Here is a 24,451-nt window from a genome sequence, read left to right as displayed (position 1 = left end):
CCGGACCGTACGGGCAACAAAAACCGGTAATACCGGGCAGTGCCGGCATCCGCCGGCGGATTTAGGCACCACAGACAGGGAGACATCATGGGACGGGTTACCCAACGAGGACGGGTCACGCGGTTCCGACTGGACGGCAACGTCAGCCGGCGGGACGACGTACTGGCCGGGGAGGAACCGCTGGAAATCCGGATCGGCGGCAAGTCCTTCACGGTCACCATGCGCACGCCGGGTGACGACTTCGACCTGGTCGCAGGATTCCTGGTTTCCGAAGGGGTGATCTGGGATCCCGCGCAGCTGGTCAGCCTGCGGTACTGCTCCGGAGTGGATGAGGAAGGCAACCAGACCTTCAACGTGGTGGACGTCCAGCTGCGCCCCGGTACCGCGCTGCCGGACACGGGGATGGAGCGGCACGTCTACACCTCCAGCTCCTGCGGCATCTGCGGCACGGCGTCCATCGAGGCCGTACGGAAGTCTTCGCACTTCGACCCGTCCACCGACGGTGTGCGGCTGCCCCTGGAAATGCTGGCCTCCCTGCCGGACCGGCTGCGCGAGGGCCAGAAGGTCTTCGACCGGACCGGCGGCGTGCACGCGGCAGGCCTGTTCAACGCCGACGGCGAACTGTTGTGCCTGCGCGAAGACGTGGGCCGGCACAATGCCGTAGACAAGGTGGTTGGCTGGGCACTGCGTGCCGGGATGCTTCCGCTGAGCGGCATGGTGCTGCAGGTCTCCGGACGCGCGTCCTTCGAACTGGTCCAGAAGGCCCAGCTCGCGGGTATCCCGGTGCTTGCGGCGGTCAGCGCACCGTCTGCCTTGTCCGTGGAACTGGCCAAGGACGGCGGGATGACGCTGATCGGTTTCAGCCGAGGCGCGTCCCTGAACTGCTACTCCGCGCCGGAACGGATCCTCGCCGGGACCCCCGCCCTCGCCTAGCGGCTTAGGCCCCGCCTCGCGCCGCGGTGAGGTCCTGCCGCTTCCGCACTTACCTAGCGCGAGGCGGGAAGCAGGACCGTCACCGTGGTGCCCTGGCCCACCTTGGAATCGATGCCCAGTTCCCCGCCGTGTTGGAGCACAATGTCCTGAACAATGGCCAGCCCCAGCCCGGTTCCCGGAATGGCAGCGGCGGTGGCGTTGGAGGCGCGGAAGAAGCGGCGGAAAAGATTGGGCAGGTCCGCTTCCGGGATGCCGATTCCGGAGTCCCGGACCTGCACCCGCACACCGGGTCCGGCGCCGTCGGGCCGAACCAGCTCCGCACAGACCTGCACGGACCCGCCGGCGGGTGTGAACTTTACAGCGTTGGAGCAGAGATTCGTGAACACCTGCTCCAACTGGGCACGGTCACCATCCACGAGCAGCGCCTCCGGGCCGAGGTCCAACCGCAGGTCCAGGTTGTTGGCACCGGCGGCGGGTGCCAAGGAGGCGGCGACGGCGCTGAGAAGTTCCGCCAGGTCGACTTCCTCCACCGCAAGGCTGCTCTCATCCGCGTCCTGCCGGGAGATGGTCAGCAGATCGCTGATCAGCTGATTCAGCCGGACGGCGTTGCGCCCAACGATCTTCAGCATCTGCGCCACATCGTCCGGTATATCCCCGCTGGAGCCGTCAAGAATGAGGTCCAGGTACCCGGTGATCGAGGTCAGCGGGGTCCGCAGTTCGTGGTTGACGGTGGCCACGAAGTCGGTCTTCGCCTGGTCCAGGTCCCGTTGCCGTTTGAGTACCATCCGCTGCGCCGTGATCAGGTTGCCCTGCACCAGGCCGTGGGCCAGGTTTCCGCTGACATGCCTTATTAGGGAAGTTTCCGTACCCGTCCAGTCCCGTGGGGCGCTTTCCCCGGCAAGCCAGAGCAGGCCAAAAGCCTTGTCCCCGTGACCGAGCGGCACCACCATGGAGGTCCGCAGGCCCGCCGCCAAGGAAACGGTGCTTATCGGATCCGGCTCGCTTCCCGGCTGGGCGTGGTGGTCCTCGACTGCGAGGGCACGGCCGCGTTCCCACAGGGACTCTGCCAGTTCACCGGCGGCGTGCCCGGAAAGTTCAGGTATGCCCCCGGCGGTTTCCTCCCGGGCCCAGGCCAGGCTCAGTTCCGGAACCCGTTCGTCGGGAAAGGTCACCAGCCGCACATGGTCCGCTTCAAACGTGGCGCCAAGACCGTGCACCACCAGTTCGGCCATCTGCTGGGGATCGTTCGTCGCCCGGATGGCGGCGGAAATGCGGCGGGTCTCCTCCCGCAGGCGGGCTGCTGCCGTCCGCCGGTCCCGGCGTGCCTCAGCGGTGGCAAGGATGAGGTTGACCCTGCGCGCGAGGTCTTCGGGGTCCACCGGGCTCGCCACGAAGTCGGCGATGCCCAGTTCGATCATGAAGTCCATGTCCAGCCCGGCTTCGCCCGCCACCAGGATCACCGGAATCTTCGTGATTGCCGGCTCGTACCGCAGGCGCTTGAGCATGTCCATGCCGGTGACCTGCCGGATCGTGGAATCCACTACGGCCAGCACCGGCGAGTCGGTCCGTGCGGCCTCCATGGCCTCGTCGAGGTCCAGCACGGGCACTGCATCAAGACCCGCGTCGGCGAGGATTCCTGCCACGACGGAGAAGACCTCGGGCTGCTCAATGGAAACGAGGGCCTTGGCTCGCGTGGTGGGGATACTGCCCTCCGAAGAGGCGCCGCCCCTTGGGGCGGCGAAGGGTTTCAGTGCCGGGGACATTACGGCCTTTCGTCGGTGCCCGGTTCAACTCCAGGGGCAGCGATTCGAAGTGTATCAGCGCCCGGAGCGAAACCAGTGACCTGGTTCACTGCGCCTTCGGGGGAATTCCGGCACTGTTTCAGCCCCTGGCGATCGCCCGGGAATGGTCCCCGCGCGGGCTTAAGCTGGAACGTGCAGATATCGGAGGAACAGACATGAGTATGGAAGGCGCAGCATGGGGTTCACTCATGCAGATTTCGCGCGCGAAGGGCGTTGACGGCAAGATCTCGCGGGAAACCGTGAAACGGATTGTCCGTTTCGCCGCCCCATACCGGAAACGTCTCCTCGGTTTCGTACTGCTCTCCGTAGTGGGCGCGTTCCTGGCCGTGGCCACCCCTGTCCTGGCCGGGCAGGTGGTCAACTCCATTGTGGCCGGTACTGCCCCGGGTGTCGTGACCCGGCTGGCACTGCTGATTGCCGCCGTCGCAGTAGCGGACGCCGCCGTCTCCCTGGCGACGCGCTGGTTCTCCTCCCGCATCGGCGAAAGCGTCATTCTGGACCTGCGCACCGCCGTCTTCGACCACGTCCAGAAGATGCCGATCGCCTTCTTTACCCGCACCCGCACGGGTGCCCTGGTGAGCCGGCTCAACAATGACGTGATCGGCGCCCAGCAGGCCTTCAGCGGAACCCTCTCCGGGGTGGTGAGCAACGTCGTCGCCCTGATCCTCACCCTGATCGTGATGCTGGGGACCTCCTGGCAGGTGACGGTGCTGGCCATGCTGCTGCTTCCGGTGTTCCTGCTGCCGGCACGGCGGATGGGCGGCCGGCTCGCCGCACTGCGCCGGGAAGCCGCGAACCACAACGCCTCCATGGGCACCCAGATGACCGAGCGGTTCTCCGCACCCGGTGCCACCCTGGTGAAGCTGTTCGGCCGGCCGGACGCCGAATCCCGTGAATTCGCGGTGCGTGCCTCGCGGGTGCGGGACATCGGCGTGAAGATGGCCATGATGCAGGCCGTCTTCGTGACCGCCCTGACCCTGGTGTCCGCCCTGGCCCTGGCCCTGGTTTACGGGTTGGGCGGCTATCTTGCCCTGCGCGGCAGCCTGAACACGGGCGACGTCGTAACCCTGGCACTGCTGTTGACCCGCCTGTACGCCCCGCTGACCTCCCTGGCCAACGCCCGGGTGGAGATCATGAGCGCCGTGGTGAGCTTCGAGCGGGTCTTCGAGATCCTGGACCTGCGGCCGCTGATCCGGGAGAAGGACTCGCCGGCACCGGTGCCTCAGGGCCCGCTGAGCGTGGAGTTCGACGACGTCCGGTTCGCCTATCCCACCGCGGACAAGGTGTCCCTCGCGTCCCTCGAGGACGTGGCGGTGCTGGACAACCGCGGGGGTGAGGAAGTCCTGCACGGGGTGTCTTTCCGGGTGGAACCCGGGCAGACCGTTGCCCTGGTGGGGACCTCGGGTGCGGGAAAGTCGACCATCGCCCAGCTGCTGGCACGGCTGTACGACGTCGATTCGGGCGCCGTGCGCTTCTCCGGTACCGACGTGCGGGACCTGGGTTTTGCCGGCATCCGGCAGGCGCTGGGCATGGTGACCCAGGATGGGCACCTGTTCCACGAAACCATCCGCGCCAACCTGCTGCTGGCCCGCCCCGAAGCCAGCGAGGACGAGGTCTGGGACGCTCTGCGCCGGGCCCGGCTGGAGGACATGGTGCGTTCCCTGCCGGACGGGCTGGAGACGATGGTGGGGGAGCGCGGCTACCGGCTCTCCGGCGGTGAGCGCCAGCGCATGACCATTGCCCGGCTGCTGCTCGCCCAGCCGCGGATCGTGATCCTGGACGAAGCGACTGCCGCCCTGGACTCCACCTCTGAAGCCGCGGTCCAGGCGGCCCTCGGTGAGGCACTGCAGGGACGCACCGCCGTCGTTATTGCGCACCGGCTGTCCACCATCCGCAATGCGGACCGCATCCTGGTGATCGAAGGCGGACAGATCGCCGAACAGGGCACGCACACCCAGCTCCTGGAGCAGGGCGGGCGGTACGCCGAGCTGTACAACACGCAGTTCGCGGTGGCAGGGGGCCGGGACGCCGTGGGCAGTCCCTGACCGTCACGGACTGCCGTGCTCCTGCACGTTCCGGTAGTACTCCTGCAGGGTCAGGTCCCGGGCCGCTTCCCGGTCCAGGACAAACACGGCGTCCGGATGCAGCTGGAGTACCGACGCCGGGCATATGCCGGCCAGCGGTCCTTCCACGGCGCTGGCCACCGCTGCGGCCTTGGCGGCACCCTGCGCCACCAGGATCACCCGGCGCGCCTCCAGGATGGTGCCCAGTCCCTGGGTGACGCAGTGCGTGGGCACGCAGGATGCGTCGGAAAAGAAGCGGGCATTGTCCCTGCGCGTCGCGGACATCAGGGTCTTGACCCGGGTACGGGAGGCAAGCGACGACGTCGGCTCATTGAAACCGATGTGTCCGTTGCGTCCGATCCCCAGGATCTGCAGGTCGATCCCTCCGGCCGCGCGGATGGCGGCCTCGAAAGCGGCGCAGGCGGCGGCCAGGTCCGTTGCGCTGCCGTCGGGCACGTGGACGTTTTCCGGATCCAGTCCGAGGCGTTGGGTGACTTCCCGGTGGATCACCGCGTGGTAGCTTTCCGGATGCTCCGGCGCCAGGCCCACGTATTCGTCCAGCGCGAAGGCGTGCAGCGCGGCGAGCCGGCTGCTGCGGTGGCGTTCCAGCACCTTGTAAAGGGACAACGGTGACGAGCCGGTGGCTACGCCGAGGTTCCTGATCTGCCCTGCGTCGACACCCCGCAGGATTTCCCGGGCGGCATAGTCTCCCACATCTGCGGGCGTCTCGAGGATGACAACGTGCATCAGTGGATTCCTGCCCGGTTCTGGGAGCATGGCGCTGCTCCTCCGGATTGTCCCCCGGTTCCTTCGGGAGCGGACGAAAAGTTGCTCAATGATGGACCCCCGGCGAAGTTGCTGTCCAGAGGCCAGGCACTACGCGGATGCTGCGGGAGACGGGCTGTTTCCCGTAGTGGGCACTTCCCTTGACGGGCACTGTGTCGGCGGCAATCATCTTCCAATCAACTGGGCTTCGCGAAAGAGGATCAAATGAAGATTCGAACCGGCTTGGTGGCCATCACTGCGGCGGGAGCCCTCGCGGTTTCCTCCTGCGGTTTCGGCGGAAGCGGCGATTCCGGCGGGGAGGGGGATGCCGGCAGCCTGGACCTGCTTGTGCCCAGCTACTCCGACGGCACGAAGGCCCTGTGGGAAGGCGTCATCGAAGAGTTTGAAGCGGCTAATGAAGGCATCACGGTCAACCTGCAGGTGGAGTCCTGGGAGAACCTGGAATCGGTCCTGCAGACCAAGATCCAGGCAGGCGAAGCCCCCGACATCTACAACGGCGGTGCCTTTTCCGCCTTCGCGGATGAAGGGCTGCTCTACCCGGCGAACGAGGTGGCTTCCGAGGAAACCATCAGCGACTTCCAGAAGTCGTTCGCCGAGAACGAGACCCTGGACGGCACCCAGTACGGCCTTCCCCTGATCGCGTCGGTGCGTGCGCTGTTCTACAACCAGGACCTGTTCGACGCTGCAGGGGTCGAGGCTCCACCCACCACCTGGGATGAGCTGCACGCGGCAGCCCAAAAGATCTCCGCTACCGGGGTTCCCGGGTATGGGATGCCGCTGGGCTCGGAGGAGGCGCAGGGCGAAACCCTCATCTGGTTCGCTGGCAACGGGGGCGGCTTCGGGGACGAAGCGGAGATCACGGTGGACACACCCGAGAACCTTGAGGCAGCCGGATTTATGAAAAAGATGATCTCCGACGGGCTCACCCAGCCGGATCCTGGTGCCACCCAGCGCACCCCGATGCTCAACGTCTTCGCACAGGGGCAGATCGGGATGGTGTACGCCCTGCCGCAGACCGTCGGCCAGATCGAGGAGGAAAACCCGGACCTGAACTACGGGATTGCCAATGTCCCCACGAACAGCGGCGAGCCGTCCACCCTCGGCGTCGCCGACCGCCTGATGGCCTTCAAGAACGACGACGACAAGCAGGAAAACATCCGGTCCTTCATGGACTTCTTCTTCGCCGAGGACAACTACGTGGACTGGGTGGAAACCGAGGGGTTCCTGCCCACCACCAAGAGCGGTTCGGAAGCCATGGGTGCTGACGAGGATTTGTTGCCTTTCCTGGAGATGCTGCCCAGCGCGAAGTTCTACCCCACAACCAACCCCGGCTGGAACGCTACCGACGGCGCGTTCAAGTCCCTCATGGGCCAGCTCGAGGACCAGGATCCGCAGACGGTCCTGACACAGATCCAGGCCAAGGCGGACGCAGCCTGACACCCGTCCCGAGGGGCCGCACCGCTGGGCGCGACCCCTCCGCACCCGAACGGTTGAACCTATGAGTGCAGTGCGCCATCCGGACGTGCGGATCCGCCGGCGGAAACGCCGCAGCAGCGACAGCGGATGGAGTGCGCTGCCCTGGATCGGGCCGGTCCTGGTCCTGGTGTTCGGGGTGGTGATTTTCCCCGCCGGCTACATGATCTACAGCTCCACCCGGCGGATCAGCCAGGCCGGCACGAACGTGGAAGGGGTGGGGCTGGCCAACTTCCGGACGGTCTTCGCGGACCCCAACCTGCCCCGGATCCTGCTCAACACCGTGGTCTGGGTAGCGGTGGTGGTGACACTGACCGTCCTCCTGTCGCTGGCCCTGGCGAATTTCCTGAACAAGCCCTTCCCTGGCCGGACCCTTGTCCGGATGGCGGTTGTGGTGCCGTGGGCAGCGAGCGTCGTCATGACGACAACGGTGTTTTACTACGGGCTGGACCGCGACTACGGAGTCATCAACAAGTTCCTAGTCGACGCCGGGCTGCTGGACGCCTCCTACGGATTCACCAAGAACGTTGCCACCGCCCTGGCCGCGGCCATTGTGGTGGGGGTGTTCGTGTCCCTTCCGTTCACCACTTATACCCTGCTGGCCGGAATGCAGTCCGTGCCCGGTGACGCCCTGGAAGCGGCCAAAATGGACGGCGCCGGACCCGTGCGCACGTACTTCAGTGTGGTGCTGCCCCAGCTGCGGGGCGCGCTCGCAGTCGCGGTGCTGATCAACATCATCAATGTCTTCAACAACCTGCCCATCCTGCGGATCATGACCGGATCCATCCCCGGCTACAGCGCAGACACGCTGATGACCTACATCTTCAAGGTGCTTCAGTTCGACCGGCGCCTGGACGTGGCGAGCGCGCTCAGCGTGGTCAATTTCGCCGTCGTGCTGGTGATCGTGGCCGCCTACGTGAAAATCGTGAAACCGACGAAGGAGGCCTGAAATGGCCATCACCGCCCCGGCACCGGTCCGCCCGGCCGCAGGTGTATCCGTCCGCCCCCGGCGGTACGGCGCCGACCGGGTCAGTGCCCGCCGGATGTGGGGGCGTACCGCAGTCGGTGCCGTGATTGCATTGCTGTTCCTGACGCCCTACCTGATCATGCTGGCGGGCTCCCTGAAGACCCGCTCCGAGATCCTGTCCGTTCCGCCCGCCTACCTGCCCCGGGACGGCCTGCAGTTCGGCAACTACCAGTCCATGTGGAGCACCCCGGAAACACCCCTGACCTACAACCTGGTGTCGACCGTGGTCATTGCGGTTTTCGCCACGTTGCTGGTGCTGATGGTGGCCACACCGGCCGCCTACTACACGGCCCGGTTCTCCTTCCCCGGCCGGACAGTCTTCCTGTTCCTGGTGATCGTGACCCAGATGCTGCAGCCGGCGGTGCTGACCGCGGGACTGTTCCGCCAGATGCTGTGGCTGGACCTCAATGACACCTGGCTGGCCATGATCCTGATCAATGCGGCCTTCAACCTCTCGTTCGCCCTCTGGATCATGCACAGCTTCTTTGCCGCGATTCCGCGCGAAATCGACGAAGCGGCGCAGATTGACGGTGCGGGGCGGCTCAAGGTGCTTTTCCGGATCAACCTGCCGCTGGTCTGGCCGGGGATCGTCACGGCAGTCATCTTCACCTTCGTTTCATCCTGGAACGAATTCGCTGCGAGCCTGGTGATTATGTCCACGGCGGAGAACCAGCCACTGTCTGTCGCGCTGACAAAATTCATCGGCCAGTACGCCACCAGCTGGCAATACGTGTTCGGCGTGTCGATTGTGGCGATCGTGCCGGTGATCATCCTGTTTGCGGTCATCGAGAAGCGCCTCATCGGCGGGCTCACGGCCGGCGCGGTCAAGTAAAAGCGGGGGGGGGTGCGGGAACGCGGGCTGCCGGAAAACGCGCGCCGCAAACCGAAGCGGCCGTAAACACGGATGCGGGGTTAAACAAAAATGTGCCCCCGGCCGGAATCGAACCGACGACCTGCCCTTTAGGAGAGGGCCGCTCTATCCTACTGAGCTACGAGGGCGCACCCCCGGCTTCCCGGCGGGCGCTACCAGCTTACCCGTTTCTTCCGGCGGGCGTTTGCAGGCCGTGCGCGTCCGTGCCGGTACCCCCAACGGCACCGCCGTCGGGCTGCTGTGCTGCGATGTGCCGGGAGTAGCTCTCGCGGATGGCCTGCATAAAACCGAGGATGGTGCGCAGCTCGGTTTCCGTGTACCGGTTCATTACCTCATCGGTGAGTGCGCCCAGGGGGCCGAAGTAGGCGCCGGCAAGCTGCATGGCCAGCGGCTCGAAGTGCAGGGTGACCTTCCGGCGGTCCGCGTGGGTCCGGTTGCGGTGGATGTGGCCGATCCGCTCCAGCCTGTCGATCACTGCCGTGGTGGCGCCGGAGGAGGTTCCCAGCTGGTTGCTGAGCTGCCCGGCCGTGAGGGCCTGGTGCCGTATTTCCGCCTCCATGATGAGCACCAGTGCGCGCATGTCCGTGGCGTTGAGGCCGTGTGAGTGCGCAAAAGCGTCCGCGACACGCTGCCCGTCCAGGCTCATGCCGCGGAGTGCGTCCACAATATCCCGCCGTAGCTCCCGATCCTCCACAGCCCAATAGTAACTGGGAGTTGAAGTATCTCGATAGCTGAGATACTTTCAAGCAGAGATACTTACGTCACTGGGAGATACGCACATGTACGCAGGAATAGTGAAGAACGCCAAGTCGGCGTGGATCACGCTGCTGATCGGGGTGGCTGTCATCGTCGGCCTTTTCGCCCTGCCGGCTCAGGAAAACGACACCACCGACGTGGGCGGACTGAATGACAAGTACCAGTCCGCCCAGGTGGCCGACCTGCTGCAGGAGTTCCCTGACGCGCAGGAATCCTCCGCCATTGTGGTGATCTCCCGTGAGGACGGGAACCCGCTGACCGACGCGGACACCGCGTCAATCGGGGAGATCAACGCGGCCGCCACGGAGGCGGGTGCCTCAGGGCCGCCGCCGCAGGTCCCGCCGGTGGTTTCGGAGAATAAGCTCGTGGCCATTGTTCCGCTGACGCTGCAGGCCGCAGCCGACGACGGCGATGCCGTCTCCGCGGAGGTCGAGGATCTGCGCAGCGCGGTTGCCGATGCTGCTCCGGAGGGCGTCAAGGCGGAACTGACCGGCGGGGCAGCGTTCAGCGCCGACCTTGCAGGGGTGTTCTCCGGTGCCAACTTCGTGCTGCTGACCGTCACCGCCGGCGTCGTCGCCGTACTGCTGCTGATCACCTACCGGTCGCCGTGGCTCTGGATCGTGCCGCTGGCGATTGTTGGCGCCATTGAACAGCTCGCAGCGAAGGTGGTGGACCTGCTGGCCCCCGCCACCGGGATCACGGTGGATCCGTCTGCCGTAGGCATTACGAGCGTCCTTGTGTTTGGCGCCGCAACCAACTACGCCCTGCTGCTGATTGCCCGGTACCGGGAGGAACTGCGCCTCCACGATTCCGTGTACGAGGCCATGGGCAAGGCCCTCATCCGCACCCGCGAGGCCATCATTGCCAGCGGCGGCACCGTCATCCTGGCCCTGCTCACCCTGCTGTTCGCCGACACCCAGAGCTACCGCGGCCTCGGCTTCTCCGCCGCCATCGGCATTGTCCTGGCTATCTTCAGCGCCTTGTTCCTGCTCCCCGTCGCGTTGGTGCTGCTGGGACGCAAGCTGTTCTGGCCGTTCGTGCCCAAGGTGGGGGACCCGGCCAAGGAAGGCAAGTTCTGGGGCCGCCTCGGCGAAGCCACCGCCCGCCGCCCCAAAACCATCGCCGGCACCGCGGTCATTGTGCTGCTGGCCCTGGGCAGCGCCCTGTTCACCCTGCAGGTCGGGCTAAGCGAAAACGAACAGTTCCGCGACGAGCCGCAGGCGGTCACCGCTGCGGAAACCCTCTCCGAAGGCTTCCCCGCCGGCTCCTCCTCACCCGTGACGGTACTGGTGGACACCGACTCGGCGGACGACGCCGTCGCGCAGCTGTCCGGCCTCGAAGGCGTCACTACAGCCACTGCCGGCACCGAGCATGACGGACGTACCCGGGTGGAACTGATCACCGGCTACGAGGCAGGCACCGACGAAGCGAACACCTTCATCACCGACCTCCGCGCGGACCTGGCCGGGGAGGACTACGAGGCGCTGGTGGGCGGTGAAGCGGCCGAGCGGGTGGACCAGCTGGCTGCAAACCAGCACGACACGGTCCTCGTGGGCACCTCGGTGATTGTCCTGGTGTTCCTGGTCCTGATGATCCTGCTGCGTTCCCTGGTGGCACCTGTGCTGCTGGTCGCGTCGGTGCTGCTGACATTCCTGGCCGCGACCGGGCTGAGCTGGCTGTTGTTCGAGAACGTGCTGGACTTCCCCGCCATGGACGTGCAGACGCTGCTCTACTCGTTCCTGTTCCTGGTGGCCCTGGGCGTGGACTACAACATCTTCCTGACCACCCGGGCCCGGGAAAACGCGGCCTCGATGGGAACAAAGCAGGGCATGCTGGCGGCCCTGCGCTCCACCGGCGGGGTGATCACCAGCGCCGGCATCCTGCTGGCCGCCGTCTTCGCCGTGCTGGGGGTGCTTCCGCTGGTAACCCTGACCCAGGTGGGCATCATCGTGGCGATCGGCGTCCTGTTCGACACCCTGCTGGTGCGGACCGTAGTGGTCCCGGCCCTAACCTTTGTCCTGGGCGACAAGTTCTGGTGGCCGTCCAACCCGGCTGGTAAAGACGGACGCCACGGACGCCACCAGGCTGAGCCCCAGCAGGACCCAGCGGGCGACGGTCAGCGCAGCGGCCAGGGCGGCATCACCGCCCGTTAGTTCGGCGGCGCCGAGGGCATTGTCGATGGCAATGTTCTCCCAGAGGTCGGCCACCACGAAGAGGATCGGCGCACTGAAGAACACCCAGCGCAGCATCCGGCGCTGGGTGTTCAGCCCGATGATCAGCAGCCAGGTCAGTCCGAAGACCAAGGGAAAGAGCGTCCCGGCGGTCTTGTGCACGTAGCTGAGCTGACCCAGGGCGTCCGCGTCCATGGCGGCACGCAGGTCCGCCAGATGGTCCTGACCATAGCCGAAGATCAGCGAATCGGGCATGGCCAATCCGTCGGCGAGCTGGCTCAGCTGGCCCAGCACCAGCAGGTGCAGGTACCAGAACAGGAACAGCGTGGTCACGACGCCGGCAATAACCACGAGTCCGGGACTGCTCTTTCCCTGCGGGCGCTGGCCCGGGGCGGTGTTCGCTGTCCCCGGGACGCCCGCGCGGGGAGATCCGGTGGCGGGTCCGTGTTTGGCAGCGCGCTGTGCGGCGGTTTTTCCCATAGGTACAGTATGGCCGCACTGCTCCCGTGGCCCCGGAAGCCGGCCTCCGCGCGCCTGTCCCGGACGCAGCCAGACGGCTACGCTGGTGGGTTATGAGTGCCGTTGCGTCCCCCGAAGACTTGTTCCTTGCCGCTGACCTGGTGCGGGAAGCCGGGCAGCTGGCCCTGCGTATGCGGTCGGAGGGGTTGACCGCCAGCGAGAAGACGTCGGTGTCCGACGTCGTGACCGCCGCCGACCGCGAGGCCGAGGCCCTGGTGGTGAACCGGCTGCGCGAGCTGCGCCCCGACGACGGGATTGTGGGGGAGGAGGGTGCCAGCCATCAGGGCACCTCGGGCAGGTCCTGGGTCATTGACCCGGTGGACGGCACCTACAACTTCTTCGCCGGATCCACCTACTGGTGTTCGGCCATCGCGCTGCGGGCCGACGCCGGGCCGCATAACCTGCCCGGAGATCCGGATGTCCTGCTCGGCGCCATTTACCAGCCGCAGGAGGACCGGCTGTGGATCGGTGGCAAGGGCTTCCCGGCCACGCTGAACGGGGTGGTCATCGCCCCGCCGGCGGACGAACCGCTGAACCGCCTCTCGGCGGGTACGTATATCCATCCCACCTGGCTGCTGCGCCCGGAAGTGACCGGACCCTGGACGGCGGCAGCGTCCCGGGCCGCGACCATCCGGATGATGGGCTCGGGTTCCTGCGACCTCGCCCGGGTGGCCACCGGCCAGTCCGGTGCGTGGTTCCAGCACAGCTGCCCGGAGTGGGACTGGCTCCCGGGCAAGGCCATTGTCCTGGCCGCCGGGGGCAGCACCGCCGTCGTCGAAGTAAATGGTTTCCGTTGGCACATCGCCGGCACCGCGGCAGCCGTCCGGGAAATCCACGCGGCGTTGACCTCCGCCTGACCGGCCGGCCGGATTCCGCTCTCACCGGAATGTCAGCCGCAGCGCCTAGACTTAAAGCCATCATGGACTACCTCTTTGATCCACTTTTTCCCGCACCCCGCAAAGATGTGCCCGCGCCTGCCGCCGGGGCACCGCATCCCGAGACCCAGCGGAGGGGTTCCTCCTACGCGGATGAAAGCCGTGCCGCGGACCTGCTGCAGGGACTGAATCCCCAGCAGGAGGAAGCGGTCAAGCATGCCGGTTCGCCGCTGCTGATTGTTGCCGGGGCCGGGTCCGGCAAGACCCGGGTACTCAGCCACCGGATCGCCTACCTGCTGGCCACCGGCCGCTCCAACCCGGGGCAGATCCTGGCCATCACCTTCACCAACAAGGCCGCCGCGGAAATGCGCGAGCGGATCGAAGCCCTGGTGGGCGGCGTCGCCAAGACCATGTGGATTTCCACCTTCCACTCCTCCTGCGTGCGGATCCTGCGCCGGGAAGCCAAGACGGTGGGGATGAACTCGAACTTCTCCATCTATGACTCCGCGGATTCGCTGCGCCTGATCACCCTGGTGGCGAAGGGGCTGGACCTGGATCCCAAGCGCTTCACGCCGAAGTCGATCATGCACAAGATCTCGGCGCTGAAGAACGAACTCATCGACGAAGAGTCCTACGCGGAATCGGCCAACTACGCCGACCCCTTCGAGCAGGCCGTCGCCGATGTCTACAAGGGCTACGCGCAGCGGATGCGCCAGGCCAACGCCATGGACTTTGACGACCTGATCGCCCAGACGGTGTTTATGTTCCGTGCCTTCCCCGGCGTGGCCGAGTACTACCGCCGCCGCTTCCGGCACATTCTGGTGGACGAGTACCAGGACACCAACCACGCCCAGTACGCACTGGTTAAGGAACTGGTGGGCGGCGACGACGACGCCCTGGACCTTCCCCCGGCCGAACTCACCGTGGTGGGCGACTCCGACCAGTCCATCTACGCCTTTCGCGGCGCCGACGTGCGTAACATCAACGACTTCGAGAAGGACTACCCCAGCGCGCGGACCATCCTGCTGGAGCAGAACTACCGGTCCACGCAGACCATCCTCAACGCTGCCAATGCAGTGATCTCCCGCAACCCCAACCGCCCCGAGAAGCGGCTGTGGACGGCGGAGGGCGACGGCGAAAAGATCATCGGCTACGTTGGCGAGAACGAACACGAGGAAGCCCGGTTCATCGCCGAGGAAATCGACCGGCTGCAGGACGAGGAAAACCTGCGCCCGGGCGACGTTGCGGTGTTCTACCGGACCAACGCCCAGTCCCGTTCCCTGGAAGATGTCCTGGTGCGGGTGGGCCTGCCCTACAAGGTGGTCGGCGGCACCCGGTTCTACGAACGCAAGGAAATCAAGGACGCGCTGGCTTACCTGCGCGTCCTGGTGAACTCCGACGACGTCGTCAACCTGCGGCGCATCCTCAACGAACCCAAGCGCGGCATCGGCGACCGGGCCGAGTATTCCGTGGCGGCACTGGCCGAACGCGAGCGGATTTCCTTCATGGCGGCCCTGCGCCGCGCCGAGGAGGCTCCCGGGCTGGCCACCAGGTCGCTCAATTCCATTAACGGCTTCGTCAAGATGATTGACGACCTCGCCGAGGTGGCCAGCGGATCCGGCGCCTCCGCGGCATTGGAAGCGGTGCTGGAACAAACCGGCTACCTGGCCCAGCTGCGTTCCAGCAACGACCCCCAGGACGAGTCCCGGGTGGAGAACCTGGCCGAACTGGTGGCCGTGGTCCGCGAATATGAACGCGACAACCCCGAGGGCTCCCTGGGGGAGTTCCTGGAACAGGTCTCCCTGGTGGCAGACGCCGACTCGATTCCCGACGCCCCCGGCGGCTCGGCCGAGGAAGTCGCCGCCGCCGTCGAGGAATCCCGCCGGCAGGGCGTGGTCACCCTGATGACCCTGCATACCGCCAAGGGGCTGGAATTCCCGGTGGTCTTCCTCACCGGCATGGAGCAGGGCCTGTTCCCGCACCAGCGCTCGGCCACGGACCCGGCCGAACTGGCCGAAGAGCGGCGCCTTGCCTACGTGGGACTTACCCGCGCGCGGCAGCGCCTGTACCTCACCCGGTCCGAAGTCCGCAGCATGTGGGGCCAGAGCCAGTACAACCCGGCCAGCCAGTTCGTGGGTGAAGTGCCGCCGGAGCTGATCGAGTGGAAGCGCGAGGGCATGGACCGTCCCACCTGGGGCGGAGGCGGCAGCATCACCTCCAGCCGCTACGGCGGCTCCTCCTGGGGTGCCGGAGCGCCGATGGGAACGGGCGGCAGCACCGCCAACTCTCCCGTGGCGAAGGCCATCGGCCGCGTGCAGCCGCAGAAGGAAGTCCTGTCCGTGTCCGCCGGGGACAAGGTCAACCACACATCGTTCGGCCACGGCACCGTGCTTGCCGTGGAAGGCGCAGGGGATAAGACAGTAGCGAAGGTGAAGTTCGACGTCGGCGAAAAGCGCCTGCTGCTGCGTTATGCGCCGCTCACCAAAGAGGTCTGAGAAGGGAGTTTTTCATAACCCACACGGGGTAATTTCTACAAACGATAGAACTGTGTGCTTCATCACTAAAGGGGTAGTCTGGGATCGGCGTTCAGCCCCAAGGGACTAAAGTTCCTCGTGGGGCAGACCGGCCGGATGCATCTGCCCGGCGATCGTCCAGATCGCATGTAAACCTACTTCGACGTAGAAGGACACTAGCCCGTGGACCTGTTTGAATATCAGGCGCGCGATATGTTTGAGGCGCACGGTGTACCCGTGCTTGCCGGAATCGTGGCGCACACTCCTGAAGAAGCCAAAGCTGCTGCTGAGAAGATCGGCGGCGTTGTAGTCGTCAAGGCGCAGGTCAAGGTTGGTGGCCGAGGCAAGGCCGGCGGCGTGAAGGTTGCCAAGACCGCCGATGAAGCTTTCGAGCACGCATCCAACATCCTCGGTATGGACATCAAGGGCCACACGGTCAACACCGTGATGATTGCCCAGGGTGCCGACATTGCTGAGGAATACTACTTCTCGGTCCTGCTGGACCGCGCAAACCGCAACTACCTGGCCATGTGCTCGGTTGAGGGCGGCATGGAGATCGAGCAGCTGGCCGTGGAGCGTCCCGACGCCCTCGCCCGCGTTGCCGTTGATCCCGCCGTCGGCATCGACTCCGCAAAGGCCGCAGAGATCGTCGACGCCGCCGGGTTCGCCCCCGAGCTGCGCGAAGGCGTAATGAACGCCATCATCAAGCTGTGGGACGTCTTCACCAAGGAAGACGCCACCCTCGTAGAGGTCAACCCGCTGGTGAAGACCGGCAGCGGTGAGATCCTGGCCCTCGACGGCAAGGTCTCCCTGGACGAAAACGCCGACTTCCGCCAGCCCGGCCACGCCGCCCTGGAAGACAAGGACGCCGCGGATCCGCTCGAGGCCAAGGCCAAGGAAAACGACCTTAACTACGTCAAGCTGGACGGCGAAGTAGGCATCATCGGCAACGGCGCCGGCCTGGTTATGTCCACGCTCGACGTCGTCGCCTACGCCGGCGAAAAGCACGGCAACGTGAAGCCCGCCAACTTCCTGGACATCGGCGGCGGCGCCTCCGCCTCCGTCATGGCTGCCGGTCTGGACGTCATCCTGAATGACGCCCAGGTCAAGTCCGTGTTCGTGAATGTCTTCGGCGGCATCACCGCCTGTGACGCCGTGGCCAACGGCATCGTCAAGGCCCTGGAAATCCTGGGCGACGAAGCCAACAAGCCGCTGGTCGTCCGTCTCGACGGCAACAACGTCGAGGAAGGCCGCCGCATCCTTGCCGAGGCCAACCACCCGCTGGTCACCCTGGCCACCACCATGGACGAAGGCGCCGACAAGGCCGCCGAGCTCGCTCACGCCGCTCGCTAACCGAGCCTGTCGAAACCTAGAAGAGAGAACTCACCTATGTCTATCTACTTGAACAAGGACTCCAAGGTCATCGTTCAGGGCATCACCGGCGGCGAAGGCACCAAGCACACCGCCCTGATGCTCAAGGCCGGCACCCAGGTTGTCGGCGGCGTCAACGCCCGCAAGGCCGGCACCACCGTCACCCACGGTGACGTTGAGCTGCCCGTCTTCGGCACCGTTGCCGAGGCCATCGACAAGACCGACGCCGACGTCTCCATCGTCTTCGTGCCGCCGGCCTTCACCAAGGACGCCGTCATGGAAGCGATCGACGCCGGCATCGGCCTCGTCGTCGTTATCACCGAAGGCGTTCCGGTCCAGGATTCCGCCGAGTTCTGGGCCCACGCCCAGTCCAAGGTGGACGCTGACGGCAACCAGGTCACCCGCATCATCGGCCCGAACTGCCCCGGCATCATCACCCCCGGTGAAGCACTGGTCGGCATCACGCCCGCCAACATCACCGGCAAGGGTCCGATCGGCCTGGTCTCCAAGTCCGGCACCCTGACCTACCAGATGATGTACGAGCTGCGCGACCTCGGCTTCTCCACCGCCATCGGCATCGGAGGCGACCCGGTCATCGGCACCACCCACATCGACGCCCTGGCGGCGTTCGAAGCGGATCCCGAGACCAAGGCCATCGTGATGATCGGCGAAATCGGCGGCGACGCCGAAGAGCGCGCCGCAGAGTTTATCAAGGCCAACGTCACGAAGCCGGTCGTCGGCTACGTGGCCGGTTTCACGGCTCCCGAAGGCAAGACCATGGGCCACGCCGGCGCCATCGTCTCCGGTTCCGCCGGAACCGCCCAGGCCAAGAAGGAAGCCCTCGAGGCTGCAGGCGTCAAGGTCGGCAAGACGCCGTCCGAGACCGCTACGCTGCTGCGCGAAGTCTACGCAGCCCTCTAGGTCCGTACCAGCACGCCCCCGTCCACCGGAATCATATGGTGGACGGGGGTTTTGTGCGTCCCAGAAGAAAGACGGAAATGTCCACCTCAGTTTCAAACGGCTCTGCCCCGAAAGCCGGCCCGCACCGGCGGGCGCTGCGCCGTGCTTCCTGGATCGTCACCCTCGGCGGGTTCCTGTTCGGTTATGACACCGGCGTCATTAACGGCGCACTGCCGTACATGCAGGACGATCTGGGGCTTACCCCGTTCACCGAGGGCCTGATTACCTCCAGCCTGCTCTTCGGCGCGGCCTTCGGCGGAGCCATCTCCGGGAAACTGACGGACAGGTACGGCCGGCGCCGGATCCTGATGGCCCTCGCCGTCGTCTTCCTGCTGGGCACCCTCGGCACCTCCCTGGCCCCGACGATCGCCGTGATGGTGCTGTCCCGGATTGTGCTCGGCCTGGCCGTGGGCGGCGCCTCGGCGCTCGTCCCCGTGTTCCTCGCCGAGCTTGCCCCGGCGGAACGCCGCGGACAAATGGTGACCCGGGACCAGCTGATGATTGTGACGGGCCAGCTGGTCGCCTTTGTGGCCAACGCGGTCATCGGCAACATCTGGGGTGAAGACCAGGGTGTGTGGCGCTGGATGCTGGTGGTGGCCACCCTGCCGGCCATTGCCCTGTGGATCGGCATCGCGTTCGTTCCGGAGAGCCCCCGTTGGCTCGCCTCGAAGGGGCGCTTTGCGGAAACGCTCGCCGCCCTCCAGCGGATCCGCAGCGCCGACGACGCACAGGCCGAATACAGCGAAGTGCGCGGCCTTGCGGAAAAGGAGTCGGCGCAGGCAGGAACGCTGCGCGACTTCGCCGAGCCGTGGCTGCGGCGTGTGCTCCTGATCGGCATGGGCCTGTCCGTGGTCCAGCAGATCACCGGCGTCAACGCCATCATGTACTACGGCACGCAGATCCTGGCGGACGCCGGGTTCGGCACCGAAGCGGCCCTCACGGCCAACATTGCCAATGGTGTGGTCTCCGTGGCCGCCGCCATCGTCGGCATCTGGCTGCTGGGCCGGGTCCGCCGTCGGCACATGCTGATGACCGGCCTGATCGGCACCGGCTCGTCGCTGCTGGTGATTGGCCTGGTGTCGATCTTCGTCACCGAAGGCACCGTCCGCGGTTACCTGATCCTGGCCCTGACGGTCACGTTCCTGGCCTTCCAGCAGGGCGCAGTGTCACCGGTGACCTGGCTGATGCTCTCGGAAATCTTCCCGCTGAAGGTCCGCGGGCTGGGCATCGGACTGTCCGTCTTCGTCCAGTGGATGACCAACTTCGCCGTCGGCTTCTCCTTCCCGATCCTGATGGATGCCATCGGCATTTCGAAGACGTTCTTTATCTTCGTGGTGCTGGGACTGCTGGCGCTGGCTTTCGTCCGCCGCTATGTCCCGGAGACCCGGGGCCAGAGCCTGGAACAGGTGGAGGAACACCTCCGGGCGGTCGGCAGCAAGTAACCGGCGCACAGAATACGGAGGGGATCTCAGCAGAAAGCTGAGATCCCCTCCGTATTTTTAGAAGGGTGCCCGGAACCCACGGAACGGCAGGAGGGACGCCGCCCAGCCAGGAGCGGGCTATGCGGATGGCTTCCTGACCTGGCTGATTGCGAGGACGCCGCCACTTGGGTCGGCTAGTAAGGCGTTACGGAAGTCCGGCGCGTCTGCTGGTGGCATGAGTACGGTTCCACCGAGTTCGACTGCCCGGGCCGCAAGGTCATCGGCATTGGAGGCCTGTATATTGACCGCCCAGTAGGCCGGTGCGGCCGGGACCGGGACCGGGGCAGCGTTGGCGGCAACGGCAACGGCAACGGCGACGACGTCGTCAGGCAGGGTGGAATCCGCTGCCCGGCGCGTGCTGCCCTTCAGCCTCCACAGACTGACCTCGGAGTGCGGCTGCGGCTCGAGGCGCCATCCGAAGATCTTGTTGTAGAAAATCCCGGCATTCGAGAGCCCGGAGGTATGCAGCGCGCTCATCTGCCAGGCGTTTGGCGCATCGACACGTTCGGCTACGGTCGGTGAGCTGCCCTGCCGCGCCCCGAACGCGGCTCCGCTTGGATCGGTGAAGAGTGCAGTCCGGTCACTGTGTCCGTCCTCCAGCGGAGCGAACAACACTTCGCCGCCCGCCTCGCGAACGGCAGCCACGGTCCGGTCAAGGTCGGCCACGAGGACGTAGGTTACCCAGGCGCCGCGGTCAAGCATGGCTGGAGCCTGCCTAATACCGGCCACACGGCGTCCGTCGAGCCGGGCAACGCGGTAGCCGTTTGGTCCGCCTTCGTCGAACGTCCAACCCAGCAGGTCGCTGAAGAAAGCCACCGCGGCGTCCGGATCCGGCTGAAGTGTCTCAACCCAGCACGGTGCCCCGAAGGGGTATGAAACGAAATCGGTCATGGCGGGACCTCAAGTTCAGAGCGGGGTGCGGTTACAGCGGCAGGGGACACTGCCGCTGTAACCGCATGGCAGGACAGGAAGGCTACGGAACGGCCGGGTATGCCGCGACCGTAGGCACCGTTACCGCCGCGGTGAAGCTGGTCAGCGCGGTGGCCTTCGGCGGAGCGTAGACGGACGTGGCCGGCGTGACCTGCAGGACCAGCCTGCTGGCGGACGTCACGGTGTAGGACACCTCTTCCAGAGGCACCGTCACAGTGTGTTCCTTGCCGTCCAAAACCAGCGGCACAGGCGTCACCTGATTGCCCAGCACCAGGGACGCCCGGGCCTTATCTATGATCTGGGCATAAACGTGGGTACTGCCCTGCGGTGCGTACCCGCGGTACGTGAGGGTTAGCTGCGGGGCTCCGAACACAGAGGTGGTGACCGCCGGTGAGGCGATCGGTGCGTTGACCGCTACCGGCGCGACCGCCGCCGCAACCACTGCACCGCTGACGGCCGCGGGGGAGAGGAGCATGGATCCCCGCCCGGTGCCCGCCAGCGATCCGGTGGGCTGCGGGTAGCCCGGTGCTCCGCGGGTCACGCCGGCCTGGTCGATGAACTGGAACGCAGCCCCGGTATCCACCGGTTCGTTCCGCAGGTAGCGGGCAAACCAGTTCAGTACGGCGGGGGTGATCCGGTCCGGACCGGCAGTGGAATTGCACAGCCCGTGTCCGCCGCAGAACTGCAGCATCTTGGTGGGGGTGCCAGTGCCGCGGATGAGCTCGTAGTTGCGGGTGGCCTCGTTCAGGGTGAAGAGGGTGTCCGCCGTGCCCTGGATGATCAGGGTGGGAGCCGTGATGGAGGTGAACAGCGAGTCCGGTGTCAGGGACTCGAAGTAGGTGATCGACTCGGCGCTGAGCTGGTTCGGGTACGTCAGGCCCTCCCGGCAGGCCTTTCGGACCGGGGCTGCCAGGGCGCCCTGGTTCCCCACGAGGGAACCCAGCTGTCCCAGCGCGGTTCCCTCGGCACACAGCAGGGCGCCCCAGCCGCTCTTGAAGGAGCCGGCTTTGTAGAGGCTGGTGGTGAGGTCGTTCCAGGCAATGGTCGGGGTGATGGCGTCCACCCGCTGGTCCTGCGAGGCGAGGACAAACTGGATGCCTCCGCCGTAGGAGGCGCCGGCCATGCCCAGGACGGGATCTCCGGGGGAGTCCAGGCTCGCTTCGGGCTGGGCCGCAATGTAGTCGATGATCGCCGAGCCGTCCCGGCCCTCATAAGCAGGGTTGTTGACATACGCCTCGCCCCCGCTGAGGCCGAAGCCGCGCGGGTCCCAGGTCACCACGTTGTAGCCGGCGTCCCGCAGGGGAGCGATGCCGATGGAACCGATCAGCGTGCTGGTGGTTGATGACGGAATCCGTCCGCCCGGGAGCCCGAACCCTGGGCCCACCATGACCGTCGGTGCTTTCTGTCCGGCAGTGAGGCCCGTGGCCGGGAAGAAATTCGTATGGATAGGTGTGCCGTCGAAACTGGTGATCACGACGTCGGTGCGGATGGCTGGTGCGGCCGGTGCGGCTGGTGATGGTGCGGCGACGGCGGGAGCCGCCACCAGGGAGGTGCCCAACAGGGCGGCGGACGCCGCCAGAGTGCCCAGAAGTTTCCTCATAATGACCTCATTGTCGAAAGAGGGGAATTAGTTACCGTGCGGTAACTTTCCGCAGGCTATGAGGAGGGAGACCCGGGGTGCAAGGGCGCCGGGGAAAATGTCCCTCGACGGGTGCGGATTACGCGGGGAACTCTTGTGCCTGGCCAGTAGCTGGGGTAAGAGCCCGCCGGAACCGCGAACCTAGCGCAGACAGGTCCCCGCACGGATGTCCGTGCGGGGACCTGCTGGTTACTGCTTCTGCCGTGCCGGTGGAACTGCGTGCGGTCCGGAGCTACACGTCCAGGACTACAGCCGGTCCGGCGTGTTCGTTCCGGTGCCGGTTCCAGGTGTGGAATCGCCGGCACGGGCTCCGGCCGCCTCGGGGACGTCGTCGTGCTCTGTGGTGTGCAGGTCGAAGGACGAACCGTGCTCCTCGACGCCGGACTGGATGGCCCGGTCGACCACGGAAACAGCCAGCCGCCGCCGCAGCGAGAGGGGATCCTTCGCCAGATCCTTCGCCAGGGCAATCGTCATCAGGAGCATCACGACGGCGAACGGCAGTGCGGCCACAATCGTGATCCGCTGCAGGCCATCCAGCGCTTCGGCAGGATCGTCGCCGCCGGCCAGCAGCATCACTGCGGCCACGGCGCCGGTCAGGACACCCCAGAAAATGACGACGCCGCGGGACGGGTGCTCGGCACCGTTGGAGCTCAGCGACGCCATGATGATGGAGGCCGAATCCGCTCCGGTCACGAAGAAGATGGCGACCAGGACCATGGCGAGGATACCCACTCCTGCGGCCAGCAGGTTGGGCATGGGGAGGGCGGCAATCAGGTCGAACAGCGAGCCGTCGAAATCAATGGTGGGTTCGCCGTCGACCATTGTGGTGAGTCCGGCTGAACCGCTGGCCGCCGCGTCGCGCTGGATTCCGATCGCGGCGCCGCCGAAGATGGAGAACCAGACCACGCTGACTACGAAAGGAACTGCTAGGACGCCGGTGACGAACTGGCGGATGGTGCGGCCCCGGCTGATGCGGGCAATGAACATACCGACGAACGGCGTCCAGGACAGCCACCAGGCCCAGTAGAAGATGGTCCAGCTGGAGAGCCAGGCGCGCATGGATTCGTCGCCTGCCACCTCGGTGCGGGAGGCCATCGAGGCCATATTGGCGGCGTAGTCGCCGATGGCTGCCGGGATGACGTTGAGGATGAAGAGCGTCGGCCCCACAACGAAAACGATGGCGGCCAGCACCAGCGCGAGGACCATGTTGATGTTGGACAGCCACTGGATGCCGCGGGAAATGCCCGAAACGGCGGATGCCACGAAGCAACCGGTGAGGATCGCGACGATCGCAACCAGGACGGTGGTTCCCGCGGTCCCGAGGAAACCAACGGACTGCAGGCCGCTGCCGATCTGCAGGGCGCCGAGGCCCAGCGAAGCGGCGGTACCGAAGAGGGTGGCGAAAATGGCAAAGATGTTCAGTACCTTGCCCAGCGGTCCCTCCACCCGCTTCACACCGAAGAGTGATGTGAAGGCCGAGGAGATCAGCTGGCGGCGGCCGAGGCGGTAGGTGCCGTAGGCCATGGCAACGCCGACGACGGCGTACATGGCCCACGGATGCAGGCCCCAATGGAACAGGGACGTGCCCATGGCGGTCTGCAGTGCTTCGGGGGTCTGGCCCTCAACGGTGCCGGGGGGAGGGGAGATGTAGTAGAACAGGGGCTCGGCCGCGCCGTAGAACATCAGACCGATGCCCATGCCGGCGGCGAACATCATGGAGATCCAGGAAACCGTCTTGAACTGCGGCTCTTCACCGTCCTGGCCCAGGGGGATCTTTCCGTACCGGCCCACGGCCAGCCAGATCACGTACGCCACGAGGAACGAGGCAAGGAGCACAAAGAACCAGCCCGCGTTAGTGATAACCCAGTCCAGTGCCGTGGTGGAGACGGCGGAGAGGTTGTCCCTCCCGAAGAAGCCCCAGGCAATGAAGGCGAGTGCCAGGACACCGGTGACGGCGAAGATCACTTTATCGAGCTTCGCCGGCACGCCGCGCCGGAGTGCTTCTTCCTGCTCGCGCTGCCCCTCGATCATCTGCTGGACGAGTGCTTCTTCCTGCTCCACGATGGGCATCGATGAAGTGGAGGGATCCGCAACGGAGGTGGAGCTGGTGGCGGGTACCGGCGGGGCGGGGGTGTCAGCAGCGTGCTTCCCGACGTCGCGCGTTGGACCTTCTGTGGTAGCCATAGGCCTTCCTTATGTCAGCGCAAAAGGGTCCCGGGTCTGGTGTGGACCCGGGCAGGCAGAATGGCAGTTCCTCTTTATTTGAGCGTGCAACGGACCT

General features: G+C 65.9%; 17 protein-coding genes, 1 tRNA gene and 1 pseudogene. 11 read left to right on the top strand and 8 right to left on the bottom strand.

Going from position 1 to position 24,451, the window contains the following annotated elements; genetic code table 11:
• Positions 1–87 precede the first annotated feature (87 nt).
• The gene (fdhD, locus tag QNO03_RS10135; protein ID WP_229949222.1) at positions 88–933 is read left to right on the top strand and encodes a formate dehydrogenase accessory sulfurtransferase FdhD; all 846 of its coding nucleotides are present in this window, start codon (positions 88–90) and stop codon (positions 931–933) included.
• 53 nt (positions 934–986) lie between these two features.
• Here fdhD and QNO03_RS10130 read toward each other — a convergent pair whose 3' ends face one another.
• Positions 987–2,696 (bottom strand): ATP-binding response regulator, encoded by a 1,710-nt coding sequence (locus QNO03_RS10130; RefSeq protein WP_289603199.1) that lies wholly within the window; start codon positions 2,694–2,696, stop codon positions 987–989.
• Positions 2,697–2,890: 194 nt separating this feature from the next.
• Here QNO03_RS10130 and QNO03_RS10125 point away from each other — a divergent pair, with 194 nt between their 5' ends.
• Positions 2,891–4,780 carry an ABC transporter ATP-binding protein gene (locus QNO03_RS10125; RefSeq protein WP_289603198.1) on the top strand — a complete coding sequence of 630 codons (1,890 nt, stop codon included), beginning with the start codon at positions 2,891–2,893 and terminating at the stop codon, positions 4,778–4,780.
• 3 nt (positions 4,781–4,783) lie between these two features.
• Here QNO03_RS10125 and nagB read toward each other — a convergent pair whose 3' ends face one another.
• Entirely contained in the window at positions 4,784–5,545 is a 762-nt protein-coding gene (gene nagB / locus QNO03_RS10120; protein WP_289603197.1) for a glucosamine-6-phosphate deaminase, read from the bottom strand.
• A gap of 243 nt (positions 5,546–5,788) precedes the next feature.
• Here nagB and QNO03_RS10115 point away from each other — a divergent pair, with 243 nt between their 5' ends.
• The 3 genes from QNO03_RS10115 (at position 5,789) to QNO03_RS10105 (ending at position 8,916) form a co-directional block, all read left to right on the top strand.
• Positions 5,789–7,021 carry an extracellular solute-binding protein gene (locus QNO03_RS10115; protein WP_289603196.1) on the top strand — a complete coding sequence of 411 codons (1,233 nt, stop codon included), beginning with the start codon at positions 5,789–5,791 and terminating at the stop codon, positions 7,019–7,021.
• Positions 7,022–7,082: 61 nt separating this feature from the next.
• A complete protein-coding gene (locus QNO03_RS10110; protein WP_289603195.1) occupies positions 7,083–8,006 on the top strand; it encodes a carbohydrate ABC transporter permease in 924 nt (307 codons plus the stop codon).
• A gap of 1 nt (position 8,007) precedes the next feature.
• Entirely contained in the window at positions 8,008–8,916 is a 909-nt protein-coding gene (locus QNO03_RS10105) for a carbohydrate ABC transporter permease (RefSeq protein ID WP_289603194.1), read from the top strand.
• A 93-nt stretch (positions 8,917–9,009) separates the two neighbouring features.
• Here the strand turns inward: QNO03_RS10105 and QNO03_RS10100 are convergent.
• Together QNO03_RS10100 and QNO03_RS10095 are read right to left on the bottom strand one after the other, a co-directional pair.
• Positions 9,010–9,083, bottom strand: a tRNA-Arg gene (locus tag QNO03_RS10100).
• A 32-nt stretch (positions 9,084–9,115) separates the two neighbouring features.
• A complete protein-coding gene (locus QNO03_RS10095; RefSeq protein WP_229949226.1) occupies positions 9,116–9,649 on the bottom strand; it encodes a MarR family winged helix-turn-helix transcriptional regulator in 534 nt (177 codons plus the stop codon).
• Between the two features lie 85 nt (positions 9,650–9,734).
• Between QNO03_RS10095 and QNO03_RS10090 the strand changes: the two are divergent.
• Positions 9,735–11,696 (top strand): annotated as a pseudogene (locus tag QNO03_RS10090) (MMPL family transporter); the annotation flags it as partial.
• 21 nt (positions 11,697–11,717) lie between these two features.
• Here the strand turns inward: QNO03_RS10090 and QNO03_RS10085 are convergent.
• Complete coding sequence (locus QNO03_RS10085) at positions 11,718–12,362, bottom strand: hypothetical protein (protein ID WP_289603193.1); 645 nt, start codon at positions 12,360–12,362, stop codon at positions 11,718–11,720.
• Positions 12,363–12,454: 92 nt separating this feature from the next.
• On the opposite strand from QNO03_RS10085, the gene QNO03_RS10080 reads away from it, so the two are divergent.
• The 5 genes from QNO03_RS10080 to QNO03_RS10060 all read left to right on the top strand — a co-directional run bounded on the left by QNO03_RS10080 (position 12,455) and on the right by QNO03_RS10060 (position 19,562).
• Entirely contained in the window at positions 12,455–13,258 is an 804-nt protein-coding gene (locus tag QNO03_RS10080; protein WP_289603192.1) for an inositol monophosphatase family protein, read from the top strand.
• 62 nt (positions 13,259–13,320) lie between these two features.
• Positions 13,321–15,771 carry a DNA helicase PcrA gene (gene pcrA / locus QNO03_RS10075; protein ID WP_289603191.1) on the top strand — a complete coding sequence of 817 codons (2,451 nt, stop codon included), beginning with the start codon at positions 13,321–13,323 and terminating at the stop codon, positions 15,769–15,771.
• Between the two features lie 201 nt (positions 15,772–15,972).
• Entirely contained in the window at positions 15,973–17,142 is a 1,170-nt protein-coding gene (gene sucC / locus QNO03_RS10070; RefSeq protein WP_229949233.1) for an ADP-forming succinate--CoA ligase subunit beta, read from the top strand.
• A gap of 36 nt (positions 17,143–17,178) precedes the next feature.
• On the top strand, positions 17,179–18,081 hold the full coding sequence (sucD, locus tag QNO03_RS10065; protein ID WP_227905829.1) for a succinate--CoA ligase subunit alpha: 903 nt from the start codon (positions 17,179–17,181) through the stop codon (positions 18,079–18,081).
• Positions 18,082–18,158: 77 nt separating this feature from the next.
• Positions 18,159–19,562: a sugar porter family MFS transporter gene (locus tag QNO03_RS10060; RefSeq protein ID WP_289603190.1), complete on the top strand. Its 1,404-nt coding sequence runs from the start codon at positions 18,159–18,161 to the stop codon at positions 19,560–19,562.
• 117 nt (positions 19,563–19,679) lie between these two features.
• On the opposite strand, the gene QNO03_RS10055 is transcribed toward QNO03_RS10060, so the two are convergent.
• The 3 genes from QNO03_RS10055 to QNO03_RS10045 all read right to left on the bottom strand — a co-directional run bounded on the left by QNO03_RS10055 (position 19,680) and on the right by QNO03_RS10045 (position 24,354).
• Positions 19,680–20,492 (bottom strand): VOC family protein, encoded by an 813-nt coding sequence (locus QNO03_RS10055; RefSeq protein WP_289603189.1) that lies wholly within the window; start codon positions 20,490–20,492, stop codon positions 19,680–19,682.
• Between the two features lie 82 nt (positions 20,493–20,574).
• A complete protein-coding gene (locus QNO03_RS10050) occupies positions 20,575–22,131 on the bottom strand; it encodes an alpha/beta hydrolase family protein (protein ID WP_289603188.1) in 1,557 nt (518 codons plus the stop codon).
• Positions 22,132–22,416: 285 nt separating this feature from the next.
• Complete coding sequence (locus tag QNO03_RS10045; protein ID WP_502874575.1) at positions 22,417–24,354, bottom strand: BCCT family transporter; 1,938 nt, start codon at positions 24,352–24,354, stop codon at positions 22,417–22,419.
• Positions 24,355–24,451 lie beyond the last annotated feature (97 nt).

Source organism: Arthrobacter sp. zg-Y877, assembly GCF_030373105.1.
GTDB lineage: Bacteria > Actinomycetota > Actinomycetes > Actinomycetales > Micrococcaceae > Arthrobacter_B.
Note: the sequence above shows the minus strand (reverse complement) of the source record. Positions and strands in the feature narration are given on the sequence as shown.